Origin of the sequence: Paraburkholderia sp. CNPSo 3076, from assembly GCF_026343935.1 — a bacterium.
GTDB lineage: Bacteria > Pseudomonadota > Gammaproteobacteria > Burkholderiales > Burkholderiaceae > Paraburkholderia > Paraburkholderia nodosa.
The window spans coordinates 102,943-116,897 of the sequence record NZ_JAPMAL010000028.1 but is presented as its reverse complement, the minus strand read 5'-3'; the positions used below and the strand labels follow the sequence as shown (position 1 = coordinate 116,897).

At 67.0% G+C, this 13,955-nt stretch carries 6 protein-coding genes and 2 pseudogenes; 3 read left to right on the top strand and 5 right to left on the bottom strand.

Annotation, left to right across the window (positions count from 1 at the left end):
* Positions 1 to 13: 13 nt before the first annotated feature.
* The 3 genes from M3A49_RS29725 to M3A49_RS29715 form a co-directional block, all read right to left on the bottom strand.
* Positions 14 to 1,291, bottom strand: a complete 1,278-nt coding sequence (locus tag M3A49_RS29725; protein ID WP_266232204.1) for an ABC transporter permease — start codon at positions 1,289 to 1,291, stop codon at positions 14 to 16.
* Between the two features lie 74 nt (positions 1,292 to 1,365).
* Complete coding sequence (locus M3A49_RS29720; protein ID WP_266232203.1) at positions 1,366 to 2,391, bottom strand: ABC transporter substrate-binding protein; 1,026 nt, start codon at positions 2,389 to 2,391, stop codon at positions 1,366 to 1,368.
* A 141-nt stretch (positions 2,392 to 2,532) separates the two neighbouring features.
* A complete protein-coding gene (locus tag M3A49_RS29715; protein ID WP_266232190.1) occupies positions 2,533 to 3,624 on the bottom strand; it encodes an ABC transporter ATP-binding protein in 1,092 nt (363 codons plus the stop codon).
* Between the two features lie 164 nt (positions 3,625 to 3,788).
* Here M3A49_RS29715 and M3A49_RS42775 point away from each other — a divergent pair.
* Both M3A49_RS42775 and M3A49_RS29710 read left to right on the top strand, forming a co-directional pair.
* A pseudogene (locus M3A49_RS42775) lies at positions 3,789 to 4,071 on the top strand (GntR family transcriptional regulator); the annotation flags it as partial.
* A 65-nt stretch (positions 4,072 to 4,136) separates the two neighbouring features.
* Positions 4,137 to 5,315: pseudogene (locus tag M3A49_RS29710) on the top strand (PLP-dependent aminotransferase family protein); the annotation flags it as partial.
* A gap of 51 nt (positions 5,316 to 5,366) precedes the next feature.
* Here M3A49_RS29710 and M3A49_RS29705 read toward each other — a convergent pair.
* Together M3A49_RS29705 and M3A49_RS29700 are read right to left on the bottom strand one after the other, a co-directional pair.
* On the bottom strand, positions 5,367 to 9,149 hold the full coding sequence (locus M3A49_RS29705; protein WP_266232188.1) for a DUF748 domain-containing protein: 3,783 nt from the start codon (positions 9,147 to 9,149) through the stop codon (positions 5,367 to 5,369).
* Between the two features lie 326 nt (positions 9,150 to 9,475).
* Complete coding sequence (locus tag M3A49_RS29700; RefSeq protein WP_266232187.1) at positions 9,476 to 10,930, bottom strand: DUF1254 domain-containing protein; 1,455 nt, start codon at positions 10,928 to 10,930, stop codon at positions 9,476 to 9,478.
* 308 nt (positions 10,931 to 11,238) lie between these two features.
* Between M3A49_RS29700 and M3A49_RS29695 the strand changes: the two genes are divergently transcribed.
* On the top strand, positions 11,239 to 13,719 hold the full coding sequence (locus M3A49_RS29695; RefSeq protein WP_266232186.1) for a heavy metal translocating P-type ATPase: 2,481 nt from the start codon (positions 11,239 to 11,241) through the stop codon (positions 13,717 to 13,719).
* The last annotated feature ends 236 nt before the right edge of the window (positions 13,720 to 13,955 follow it).

Below are 13,955 nucleotides of genomic sequence, written 5' to 3'. Positions count from 1 at the left end.
GGTTGCGCCTTCCTCAGCCGAGGCTCAGTTGCGTGCGCGTGAAGCGCCCGTAGACGAAATAGAGCGCCGTGGTCGCCGCGAGCAGCAGCGCGCCGAGCGCGCAGGCCATGCCCCAGTTGATCGACACGTTGGTGAAGTACGCCACGTAGTAGCTGACCATCTGGTCGCCCGGGCCGCCGAGCAGCGCCGGTGTGATGTAGTAGCCGATCGAGAGAATGAACACGAGCAGCACGCCCGCGCCCACGCCGGGGTACGTCTGCGGCACATACACGCGCCAGAAGGCCGCGAACGGATGGCTGCCGAGCGACACGGCCGCGCGCTGGTAAGTCGGCGGGATCGACTTCATCACGCTGTAGAGCGGCAGCACCATGAACGGCAGCAGGATGTGCGTCATCGAAATGTAGACGCCCACGCGGTTGAACAGCAGCGTCAGGGGCTGCGAAATGAGGCCCGTGCCCAGCAGCGCCTTGTTGACGAGACCCTCGCCCTGGAGAATCACGATCCACGCGGCCACGCGCACGAGAATCGACGTCCAGAAGGGAATCAGCACGAGAATCATCACGAGATTCGCGCGGCGCTCGGAGAGCGTGGAGATCCAGTAAGCGAGCGGATAGCCGAGCAGCAACGCGAACACCGTCACGAACACGCTGATGACGAAGGTGCGGCCGAACACGTCGAGATAAATCTGCTGCTCAGGGTCGGCGGCCACGATGCGGCCGAATGCGTCCTGGCGGTGGTCCAGCGATGCGAGAAGGTAGAACGGCGAATAGCGTGAGCTGTTCTTCGCGATCGCCTGCCAGTAGGCGACGTCGCTCCAGCGGTCGTCGAGCTCGACGATCTTGGCGCGCGTTTGCGCGGGGGTCAGCGCGAGCGGTTTGCCGTCGTCGTCGGCGAGCGGCATCGCGCGCGCCGTCTTCGCGACCAGCGAGCGGAAGCCCGCGATTTCCACGTTCAGGCGGCGCGCCAGCGCGCCCATCGCATCACCTTCCTTTACGACGGTGAGGTCCTGCGCAAGCGCCGCGTAAGCCGCGTCGGGCGGCGCGCTCTTGCGGTCCCAGTCGCGCAGCGCCGTGATGGTTTGCGGCAGCGCCGTCGCCACTTCGGGGTTCTGCACCGCGCGTGTGAGCAGCGCGGCGATCGGCACCACGAAAATCAGCAGCAGAAAGATCGCGAGCGGCGCGATCAGCATGAGCGCCATCGTGCGCTTCTTCGCTTGCGCTACGCGCAGTTCCCGCTTCAGGCGCGCGGCCTCTTCGCCTGCCGCGCCGGCAACGTTGGTCACGGTCGTCATTGTGGTCACATCCGGTCTCCAGCCATGCAGCCAAACCGCTCCGGCGCTTGCGCGCCGGAGCGTCTACCTCATCCTTACTTCGCAGCCCACGAGGCGAAACGCTGCTCCAGTTCGTCGCCGTGGTCGGTCCAGAACGTGAGGTTCTCCTGGATGGCGTTCTTGCCGTTGGCCGGCGAATTCGGCAGGTTGGCGAGCGTCTTCGCATCGAGCGCCTTGATCGCGTTCGCGTTCACCGGGCCATACGCGATGTGCTGCGCATATTCCTGCTGCGGCTTCGGCGAAAGCGTGTAGGCGATGTACTGCTCGGCCAGCGCCTTGTTCGGCGCGCCCTTCGGGATCGCCCAGTAGTCGAGGTCGTAGATGCTGCCGGTCCACACCACCTTGAGGTTCTTGCCTTCGCGCTGCGCGGCATCGATACGGCCGTTGTACGCCGTGGACATCACGACGTCGCCCGCTACGAGGAATTGCGGCGGCTGCGCGCCTGCCTCCCACCACTGGATGTTCGGCTTCAGTTCATCGAGCTTCTTGAAAGCGCGGTCCTGGCCGGCCTTGGTCGAGAGCACCTTGTAGACGTCCTGCGGCGCCACGCCGTCGGCCATCAGCGCGAATTCCATGTTGTACCGGGCGCCCTTGCGCATGCCGCGCTTACCCGGGAATTTCTTCACGTCCCAGAAGTCGGCCCAGTTCGTGGGCGCGGTCTTGAGCTTGTCGGCGTTATAGGCGAGCGCCGTGGACCACACGAAGAAGCCTGCGCCGCAGGGCTGCTGCGCCGCCTTCATGAAGTCGCCCTTGTTGCCGAGCTTGGCCCAGTCGAGCTTCTCGTAGAGACCTTCGTCGCAGCCGCGCGCGATGTCGCCGGTTTCGACTTCCACCACGTCCCAGTCCACGTGCTTCGCGTCGACCATGGCCTTCACCTTGGCCTGCTCGCCGTTGTACTCGACAGCGGTGATCTTGTTGCCGGTCTGCGTCTGGAACGGCTCGTTGAACGCCGCCTTCTGCGCATCGCCATTGGCGCCGCCAAAGTTCACGACGGTCAGTTCCGCGGCATTCGCCACGCCAAACGAGAGTGCGAGTGCGGCCGCGACCGCTACAACGCGCATGTTGCCGATCTGCTTCATGGTTGAGTCCCTTCTCCTTGATGGTTTGTCTTGCCGGGCCCTTCGATGCGAGAAACGAGGCCCGATCGTCGAGACGCTTCGCGAGGCAACGGCGCGCAAGATTGCGCACCGCGCCCGCACGCCTCATGCGAACACGCGCAAATGCTCGGGCGCGAATTCGAGTGCGACCGGCTGGCCGGGCGCGAAGCCGTCGAGCGCCTCGGTGCCGAGCGGCACCTTCACGAAGCACTCGTCCTGCTGTGGCAGGCCACAGCGCATGCGCACGTGGTCGCCGAAATAGATGAGGCCGCGCGCTTCTCCGGCCAGCGAATTTGCGCCATTGCCCTTCGAGCCGTTCGCGAGCTTCATGCGCTCGGGGCGAATGCACGCGATGGCCGCGGCCCCCGCCTGCGCACCCGCCACGTTGCGGCCGGTGAGACGCGTGCCGTCGGCGAGATGCATTTCGCAGTACTCGCCATCCACAGCGGCAATGGTGCCGCGCAGCCGGTTGCTGTCGCCGATGAAGTTCGCCACGAACTCGTTGCAGGGCGACTCGTAGAGCCGGTCCACGCTGTCGAGCTGCTGCACGATGCCCTTGTCGAACACGGCCACGCGGTCCGACATCGTGAGCGCCTCGCCCTGATCGTGCGTCACGTAGACGAACGTGACGCCGAGCTTTTCATGCAGCGACTTCAGTTCGTACTGCATGTGTTCGCGCAACTGCTTGTCGAGCGCGCCGAGCGGCTCGTCCATGAGCACGAGCTTGGGCTGGAACACGAGCGCGCGGGCGAGCGCGATGCGCTGCTGCTGGCCGCCCGAAAGCTGCGCGGGATAGCGCTTCGCGAAGCCTTCCATGCGCACCATCTTGAGCGCGTCGTTCACGCGCTGCGCGCGCTCGGCGGTGGGCACCTTGCGCACGCCTAGCGGATAAGCGACATTCTGCTCGACCGTGAGATGCGGAAAGAGCGCGTAATTCTGGAACACCATGCCTATGTCGCGCTTGTGCGGCGGCACATTGTTGAGCAGCTTGCCGTCGAGGCGGATCTCGCCGCCGGTGGGAAACTCGAAGCCGGCGAGCATCATCAGGCAGGTGGTCTTGCCCGAGCCGGACGGGCCGAGCAGCGTCAGAAACTCACCTTGATAAATATCAAGGTCAAGTTGTTTGACGACCAGCGTTTCGCCGTCATAGGTCTTGCGCACGCCGCGAAAGCTGACGATCACATCCGAGGTCTTCATCCGCCCTGTCTCCTTTGCATACTCTTTTTCCCGGCCGGCCCTTCTGACGCGATTAAATAAATCCTGGCGCAGGCGTTAACCGAAACTGACGTGCGAATTACTATAGATGGTCCCGGCTCTATTCAATGGAGCCATTTCATTATTACCGATGGAACCACTTAGCCATGGTGATCCTGTCCGAATGGCTCGCGGCGCAGCTCGACAAGGAAAGCGCCGAGCCCGCCTACCGTCAGCTGCTGCAGCTCATGCAGCAGGCCATCCTGACGGGCCGGCTCGCGCCCGGCACCAAGCTGCCCAGCTCGCGCACGCTCGCGGGCGACCTCGGCGTGGCGCGCAACACCGTGCTGCACGTCTACGACCAGCTGAGCGCCGAGGGTTACGTGATCTCGACCACCGGCAGCGGCACCTATGTCGCGGACACGCGCCCCGACTCGGCCGCCGTGAGCACGCCGACGCCAGCCGCCGCCGCCGACGACGAGGACGACGACGCGAGCGGCGCCTCCCCGCGCGGCGACATGTCGATGCGCGGCCAACGGCTCATCGACGAGGCGGGCGTGTCCGCCAGGCAGTGGGGCGCCTTTATGCCGGGCGTGCCCGACGTGGCCGAGTTTCCGGCGCGCACGTGGAGCCGCTTGCAGGCCCGGTTATGGAAATCGGCGAATCATGGTTTGCTGACCTACGCGCCCGGCGGCGGCTACCGTCCGCTGCGGCGCGCGCTTTCGGACTATCTGCGCGTGGCGCGCTCGGTGCGCTGCACGCCGGACCAGATCATCATCACTACGGGTATTCACCAGTCCATCGATCTCGCCGTGCGGCTGCTCGCCGACCACGGCGACACGGCGTGGGTCGAAGAGCCGTGCTACTGGGGCGCGCGCAGTGTGTTGCAGTCCTCGGGATTGAAGCTCGCGCCCATTCCCGTCGACGACGAAGGGCTCAATCCGCGTGAGCAGGACCTGCGCGACCCGCCGCGTATCGCGCTCGTCACGCCTTCACATCAATACCCGCTCGGTATGGTGATGAGCCTCGCGCGCCGCCGCACGCTGCTCGAATACGCGCGCCAGCACAAGGTGTGGATCATCGAGGACGACTACGACAGCGAGTTCCGCTACGGCAGCCGGCCGCTCGCCTCGCTGCAGGGTCTCGACGAGTCGGACCGCGTGATCTACGTGGGCAGCCTCGGCAAGCTGCTGTTTCCGGGCCTGCGCATCGGCTACATGGTCGTGCCCGAGCGGCTCGCGGCCACGTTCCGCACGGGCGTGGCGGAGCTGTATCGCGAAGGCCAGCTCATGCAGCAGGCCGTGCTCGCCGAATTCATCATGGATGGCTATCTCACTTCGCACGTGCGCCGCATGCGCACGCTCTATGGCGAGCGGCGCCAGCTGCTGATCGACGCGGTCACGCGCCACTTCGGCGATGCGCTGCCCGTCATGGGCGACGAAGCGGGTCTGCACTTCGTGCTCGGCCTGCCCGACCACACCGACGATCGCGCCATCGCTGCGGCCGCCTACGACGCGGGCGTGATCGTGCGCCCGCTCGCGGCCTACTACAGCGTGCGCCAGGACCGCAAAGGATTGCTAACGGGTTACGCGTGCGTGCCGCACGAGGAAATCGCGCCGGCCTTTGCGACGCTCGCGCAGGTCATCGAGGAACATGCGTTTGCGAACCCGAAAAAGCTGCGGCGCGCCGGTTAGACCCAAGCGCGCCGCTGCATCGAATCGCGTCTTTGCATAGAAGCGCGCCGCTTATTTCAGACCGAAATCCACCCGCGTCGTCGCGCCCTTGTCTTCGATGCCCTTGGCGTCCAGCTTCGGCGCCACGATGAACACGCGGCTCGGATCGACCTTGCCTTCGAAGTACTGCTGCACCGCTTGCGCACGGTCCTGAGCGAGGTTGCGCAAGGTGGCGTCGTCAACGGGTGCGTGGTCGGCTAGCGCCTGCTTCATGTCGTCCACGGGCAGCGTCTTCGTGAGGCCGATCATGTTGTGCGGCTTCTTGAAGTCCGCATCCTTATAGGCCTTGGCGAGGTACTTCTCGTACTCCTTGTCGTCCACCTTGACCTGCGAGGTATCCACGCTCTCGCCGTTGCCCACCGTGTCCTTCACCTTCTGAAGCCGCACGAGGCGATCCACGTACTGCTCGCGCAGCGCGGGCGTGTCCACGGCCGGATCGACGCGGCCGATCAGATCGATCTTGATCGAAGGCTTGTCGTCGAGCGCCTTCATGATCGTGTCGAGCTTCTTCTGGTCGGCATCGGTCAGCGTTGCCGTGCCGGCCGCGAATTCGACATAGCCCAGGTCTTCGCCGCCGCCGCCGAATGCGTTGGCGAGCAGCGTGAACGGCGCGGTCACGGCCTTCGCGATGAGGTTGAGCACCGCCTTCCAGATCAGGCCGCCCAGGCTGAACTCGGGGTTCGAGAGCGAGCCCGACACCGGAATGTTCACGTCGATCTCACCCTTGCGGTTCTTGAGCAGCGAGATCGCGAGCCGCACCGGCAGCTTGGTGGCCGTGTCGTTGTCGATGTGATCGCCGAACGTGAGCTGGTCGATGAAGATATGGTTGTTCGCCGTGAGCTGGTCGTTCGCGAGCTGGTAATGCAGATCGACGTTGAGCTTGCCCTTCGTGATCGGATAGCCCGCGTACTTCGCCGAATACGGCGTGAGGTTCGTAAGCTCGATATCGTGCGCGCTCGCCGTGAGGTCGAGCGACGGCTTCTCGATGAGCGGGTTCACCGTGCCCTTGATCGAGAGCGGACCGTTCGCCGCGAGCTTCGCGGAAACGTCCACCGGCGCGGGCGTCGTCGACTGCGTGCCGAACGCGCCCACCGTGCCGTGGATCTGCACGAGATCGGCGGTGTAGTTCGGCTTGATGAAGTTGTCGGTGTAGTTCACGCGGCCGTCCTGCAGCACGAGCTCGCCGAAGTGCAGGCGCACGGGGTTCTTCGGCGCCTGTGCGGCCACGACCGTGGCAGGCGCGGAAGCGGGCGCGGGTGCGGAAGCCGTCTGCACGGGTGCGCTCGCCGCCTGCGGCGTGAGCGGCACGGGCTCGTGCGCGCCTGGCTTGCCGCTCGTGTCCTGCGTAAGCGACTGCGCCGCGCCGGTTTGATGCGCGACCACGTCCTTGAGATTGAGCTTGCCTTGCGCGTCGAGCAGCACGCGGCCATAGAAGCCGGCGAAGGTCACGCGGCTCGCGTCCACGTCGGTGCCGCGCGCGTCGTCGTAGTTCGCCTTCAGGTTCGTGAGCGCGAGCGAGCGCCAGCCCGCGAACGGGCCGGACGTGGCCTTGTCGAGCATGCGCACGTCCACGAGCGCCGCGTCGCCGCGATAGTTCGCCTTGAGCGCCTTGCCCTGCTCGACCGAAAGCTGCCCGTTCATGTTGAGCAGCGCGCTCGCGATCACCGCGTTGAGCTGATTGCCGAAGTAAGGCTCGAACGCGGCGGCGTCGAGCTGGTTTGCGTCGATCTTCAACTGCGCCGTGAGCGGCGTCGGGTTGATCTTGCCGCTCAGCGCGAGTGTGCCCCTACGATTGACGGTCGCCTTCAGGTCGATCGGCAGCGGGTGCCTCAGGTCGTCGCTGATCTGCTGGATCTTCAGGTCGAACGGCGTGATCGCGAGCTTCACCGGGCGCGGCGTCGAGCTGTCCGTGAAATTGATCGTGCCGTTGTTCAGCGTGAAAGCGTCGATTGTGTATCGCCAGGCCGGCCCTTCCTGCACCGACTTTTGGGCCGCGTGAATCGCCGTGCGCTCGGGCGCCGCCTGATGCGTGGAGGCGAGTTGCGCCAGGTCGAGCTTGCCGTCCTTCTGGCGCTCGGCGTTCACCACGAGACCGGTCACGTCCACCGAAGCGATCTGCGCCTTGCGCGCGTTGAGGTCGATCCCGCTCACCTGCACCGTGCCCTGGGCGAGCGCAATGGCAGGCGCCTTCGCGCCGCGCGCCGCGAGCTTGAGCGATTCGAGGCCGAGCGTGCTCTGGCCGACCTGCACGACGGCAGGCTGCTGCGCCCAGTCGGCCTTGAGCGTGGACGTGAGATTGAGCTTGCCGTCCAGAATCTGCGCGCCGCTCAGGTTGTCGATATACGGTTGCGCCTGCGGCAGACTCACGCGCTCGAGCGCGATGTTGGCTTCGGCGTTCTTGCCCGCGAGGCTCACCGTGCCCGACGCCTTGATCGTGCCGCCGTCGTTCGCGTTGGTCGCGAACGTGAACGGCGCGCCCGCTTTGGCGGTCGTCGAGAAATTAGTAAGCGTGGTCGAAAGCTGCGTGAGCTCGACGTTCACCGGCCGCGCCGGCACATCGTCAGCGACGTGCACGGTGCCGTTCGTGAGCGCGAACTGGCGGATCGAAACATCGAGCGGCGCGGGCTTCGCTTCCTCGGCCGCCGCCTGCGCGCTCCGGGCACCCGAGGCGCCCGAGGCCGGCGCGGCGCTCGCGGCCTTGCCGGCGGCCGGCGCATTTTGCGCGGCCGGCGCGCCCATTAACTTCTCGACGCTCAGCATGCCTTGCTTGTCGCGCGCGACCCACACGGTGGGCGCGTCAAGATGGATGTCGTCGAAGCGATAGACATTGCTGAACGGTTCGAGCGAAGCCGCCGCCACGTGCAGGCTGCGCGCGCCGAAGAACGGCGCGTTGGCGTTGTCGGTCGAGTCGAAGTCGTTCAGGTCGGTCGTGCCCGTCACACGCAGCGCGGGCTTCTCGCCCGACATCACGAAATCGAGCTTGAGGTTGGTCGAGAGCTTGCCGCTCTTCACCGTGACGGGCAGCTTCGTCGGCGCGTAGGTGAGGAGCTTCGGCACGTCGAGGTCGGTCAGGCGCAGCTCCACTTCCGACTCGCGCGTCGCGGAAAAGGGCTTGGTCCTGCCGTCGATGGCGAGCGTGCTCGCCCCGTCGATGCGCGCGCGCAGCATTGGCTGAACGAAGATATCGGTCTTGGAAGGCAGCGTGGCGATAAACGGAATGCCGAGCGACCAGCGGTCGATCACGTGCTTTTCGTTGAGCACGCGATCGTCGAAGGTGATCTGGCCGTTCTCGATGCGGATGTTCGAAACCGAAAATTGCGTGGGCTTGCTGCTGGGCTTCGAGGGCGTCGAGAACTTCTCGATGAGGTCCGAGAAGTTGAAGTGCTGCGCGTCGAGCCGCACGATCGTGGCGCGCGGCGAGTCGAGCCGCAGTTCGTCGACGATGGGCGCCGCGCGAAAAATCGACGACCACGACGCCTGCACGACGGCGCGCGAGACATCGAAGAAGTCGCCGTTGCCGCCGCGCTCGCCGATATGCACGCGGTCCGCTTCGAGACGCAGCGTGTACGGATTGAGCGCGATGCGGCCGATCGTGACGGGCCGGTCGAGCTGCTTGCTCAACTGCTGCTCGGCAACGTGGCGAATGATCGGCGGCGCGGCGAAGAAGCCGACCAGGCCGAACACAATCAGAAAGATGACGACGCCCGTGAGGATGCGCCGGGTGCGGGGCGCACGCGCGACCGCGCGCACCGATTGCAAGGAAGAGTTGAGCGACGCTTTGTTGAGGCTTGCCATGCTTGCTTGCGGATGAGGCGGCAACAGGCCCGCCGCGGGATGTGGGTCTGATGTCGGAAATCCGGGGATGCCGACAGCCGGAAGTATAGGTCCGATAGAAGATCGGACGGCGGGAAAACGCCGCCCGCGGCGCAGGTATTGCGCAACAAGAAGTAACAGCGCAAAGGCGATGGCCCGGCGATTGCGGGGGGCCGTCGCGCGTGTTGCGCAATGCATGAAATGCGGGCGGAAAAGCCGGGCGTGGCGCTTGAGCGGGCTTATGCGGCGCAAAAAAAGCGTTGGCGGGACAGCGGCCCGCCAACGCCTGGTTCAGCCCGGTTCAGCGATTACTGCCGCTCGACGGCGGGCGGCTGCCAGCTGCCATCGGTCGCCTGCGGCTTCGCGGCGTAGAGGCGCATCACGAGGCGGAAGTCGCCATGCGGCGCCGGCACCCAGTTCGCGCCGCCGCGCGGCCGCTCGGCGCTCACGTGCACGTCGAGCGAGCCGTCGCGGTTGCGCCGTGCGCCGCTGCGGTCGCCGAACGCCACGCGCACGGGCGCGTCGGCATCGAGCGCGCCGTCGGTCGTATAGGCCGTGATCGACCAGAAGCCGCGCACCGGCGGCAACTGCTTGGCCGTGAAGTGGATCGTGTAGCGGTTCGCGCCGTTGAGCGCATGACCGTCGCTGTCCTGGCTCACGCGGGCGCGCACTTCGTCGCGGGTCGTCGGCAGACCCGGCGACGTGTACGCCGCATAGGCGCGCAGCGAGTAGTCGGGGCCGTAGTTGCCCGCATCGTCGCCCACCCAGAGCCAGCCGTTGCCTGCCAGCAGGTTGGCCGGCGGCGTCGCGGCGCGCGTGCGGCCATCGGCGAGACCCGCCTTGACGACTGCGGCGTCCTTCGCGCCCGTGGGCAACTGCGCCGGGTCGCCCGGGTGCACGCCAATGTCGCCGAGAATCTTGAGCGCGTGCGCGTCGTCCGCCGTGGGCGGATTGTCTTCCAGCGCCTGGGCGAGCCGGTCGAAGAAACCGTTCGCGTCGAGCGCCGCGACCTGGGCGGACGGCGTGCCCGGCGCGACCGGATCGCCGCTCTGCGTGGCGCCGGTCGGCTCGTTGCCGCGGCCGCGGCGAGCGCCGGCCTTGCCGCGCGCGCCGCGCTCGTCCCACCCGGAAAGCGCCGTGACCTGCAGGCCGTGCTGCAGCAGCCGCACAGCCGCGAGGTCGCCGCCGCCGCGCGTCTGGATGCGCGCGAGGAACCACACGTAGCGCGTCGACACATCGACGCGCTTCACGCGCGCGGGCAGCGTGCCCTTCCAGCCGGCCGGAACAAATGCAATCGTTTGCGCTTTCAGACCGCTGACACGTTCGCCGGTCTGCGCGGCGGCTGTCGACCAGACGACGTTCGTCCACATGTCGAGCGCGCGCGCGTCCATGTAGCGGCCGTGCGTATCGGGCAGCGTGACGAGCACCGGCTCGCTCGAAACGTCGAGCCAGCCGCTGGAAGTCAGCGTGTCGAGGTTGGGTTCGGGCGGGCTCGAAGCCCCGACGGGCGGCAGCGACTGCGCGTGGCGCAGCGTGTTCGGCGCGGCCTGGCCGGGCGCGCTGCCGGTGGCGGCTTCGCGCGCCACGTCCATCAGCACGAGCGGATAGCCAAACACATAGGAGTCGGAGACTTCGTCCTTCATCCAGCCGTTGCTCTTCGGCGCAACGTCGCCCGGCGCCGAGGCGCATCCGGCGATCAGGGCAAGACAGGCAAGCGCGGAGCAGCTACGGTACGTAGAGAATGCTCGATGTATTGTTGTCATTTGTTGGTTGTATTCGGTGCGGGCGGTCCATGAAGTGACGTCGACCGGCTGGCCACTCCGCGCGCGGGCCCCCCCAGGGCCGTGGTCAAATGCGCGCGGCAAGGCGCCAATGCCGCCGGTTGGTATCGTATCGCTCGCGCCTGGGCCTGAAAAGCCTGCAGCGTGGAAAATTGCGTTACAGCTCGAGAGCTTGCTCTCAGGACTTCCCTCTGAAACGAAAGGGGCGTAATGTCGCGCCCCTTGACCTTCCCATGATGGGAACGTAGATACTGCCTAACATCGATGACAGCCAGTGCTCGCACCCCATCATGAATGAACCCCTCGTAGCAGAGCGCACCGATACCGCCGTGGCCGAACTCGAGGTCCACGGCATGACGTGCGCCTCGTGCGCCATGCGCGTCGAGAAAGCGCTTGCCAAGGTTCCGGGCGTCACGCGCGCCTCGGTCAACCTCGCCACGGAAAAGGCCACCGTCGAGGCCAGCGGCGGCGTCGTGCCCGCCGCGCTCGTCGCCGCCGTCGAAAAGGCCGGCTATGAAGCCGTGCCCGTCGCCACGGAAGCCGCCACGCTCGCCATCGGCGGGATGACTTGCGCTTCATGCGCGAACCGCGTCGAGAAGGCGCTCGCGCGCGTGCCCGGCGTGGCTGGCGTAAGCGTGAACCTCGCCACCGAACAGGCCACCGTCAACACGCGCTCGCCGCTCACGGGCGAATTGCAGGACCTGCTCGTCGCCGCCGTCAAGAAGGCCGGCTATGAAGCCACGCCGCTCGCCGCCGACGAAGACGCCGCCACCCCGGCGAAAGGTGCCGCCGCCAGCGACGAGGCGCGCCGCGAATGGCGCGCCGTGCTGATTTCGGCGGTGCTCACGGCTCCGCTCGTGCTGCCGATGTTCGGCCACTGGCTCGGCTTCGACTGGATGCTGCCCGCCGCGGCGCAGCTGACGCTGGCGAGCGTCGTGCAGTTCGTGTTCGGCGCGCGCTTCTACCGCGCCGCATGGAAGGCCGTGCGCGCCGGCGCGGGCAACATGGATCTGCTGGTCGCGCTCGGCACTTCGGCCGCGTATGGCGTGAGCGTCTATGCGATGCTCGCGCACCCCGGCGACATGGCCCATCTGTACTTCGAGGCCTCGGCGGTGGTCATCACGCTGGTGCGCTTCGGCAAGTGGCTCGAAGCCCGCGCGAAGCGCCAGACCACCGACGCGATCCGCGCCCTCAACGCGCTGCGGCCGGATCGCGCGCGCATCCGCGTCGATGGCGCAAATGGCGCCAACGCAGAGGAGCGCGAAGTCCCGCTCGCCCAGGTTCGCGTGGGCACCGTGGTGGTCGTGCGCCCCGGCGAGCGCCTCCCCGTGGACGGCGTCGTGCTCGAAGGCCGCAGCCACATCGACGAATCGCTCATCACGGGCGAAAGCCTGCCGGTGCCGAAAGCGCCCGACGATCCCGTCACGGCCGGCTCGATCAACGGCGAAGGCGCGATCGCCGTGCGCACCACGGCCATCGGCGCGGAAACCACGCTCGCGCGCATCATTCGCCTCGTGGAAAGCGCACAGGCCGAAAAGGCGCCGATCCAGCGTCTCGTCGACCGCGTGAGCGCCGTGTTCGTCCCCGCGATTCTCGTGATCGCGGCCATCACGCTGGGCGGCTGGCTGTTCGCGGGCGCGAGCGCCGAAACGGCGATCCTCAATGCCGTGGCCGTGCTCGTGATCGCCTGCCCGTGCGCGCTCGGCCTTGCCACGCCTGCCGCGATCATGGCCGGGACCGGCGTGGCCGCGCGCCACGGCGTGCTCATCAAGGACGCCGAAGCATTGGAGACCGCCCACAACGTGAGCGTGGTCGCCTTCGACAAGACCGGCACGCTCACGCTCGGCCAGCCCTCGCTCACCGCGTTCGAAGCGGCCGAGGGGCTCGCGCGCGGCGAAGCGCTCGCGCTCGCCGCCGCCGTGCAGCGGCACAGCGATCACCCGCTCGCGAAAGCCGTGGTGCAGGCGTATGAAGCACAGGCAAAAGCCCAGGCGCCAGGCGCCTTGGCTGTCGCCGCCCATGCGCGCGCGGTGCCAGGGCGCGGCGTGGAGGCCGAAGTGAACGGCCGGCGCCTCGCAATCGGCAGCGGCCGCTGGCTCGACGAACTGGCGCTCGCCGTACCGCCCACGCTCGCGGCCCGCGCGCGTTCGCTCGAAGAGGCGGGCAATACGGTGTCGTGGCTATTCGAGCCGCACGGCGGCGGCGTCGTCGCCCTGCTCGCTTTCGGCGACACCGTGAAGCCCACGGCGCGCGAAGCCATTGCGCGCCTCGAGGCGATGGGCGTGCGCAGCGTGCTCGTGACTGGCGACAACGCGGGCAGCGCGGCAGCCGTGGCCGCGCAGCTCGGCATCGGCGAAGTCCACGCGCAGGTGCTGCCCGACGACAAGGCGCGCACGATCCGCGACCTCAAGATCAAGAGCGGCGGCATCGTCGCGATGGCCGGCGACGGCATCAACGACGCTCCGGCGCTCGCCGCCGCCGACATCGGCATCGCCATGGCCACGGGCACCGACGTCGCCATGCACGCGGCAGGCATCACGCTCATGCGCGGCGACCCGGCGCTCGTTGCCGCCGCAATCGATATTTCGCGGCGCACGTGGCGCAAGATCCAGCAGAACCTGTTCTGGGCGTTCGTCTACAACCTGATCGGGATTCCGCTCGCCGCCTTCGGCCTGCTCAACCCCATGCTCGCGGGCGCAGCCATGGCGTTTTCCAGCGTGAGCGTCGTGACCAACGCGCTGCTGCTCAGAACGTGGCAGGCCCGCCGCTAACGCAGAAATTCACGGCGCGACGTATCGCGCGAAACATAACGAAAGGGCGCTTCATGCGCCCTTTTCCTTGTGGCGGCGTTATTTTTGGATTCCGAAATATCCCACAATCTGCACACCGAAACGGCTGACCGACCGGTAATCTTTACGTGACTGTAAGGTTTTTCACACCTGCCCCTAAAGGATCGCGCGCGCGCGCCGTAATGCGTCATGCCAGCGCCTCGAAGGCGCAGGTTCCT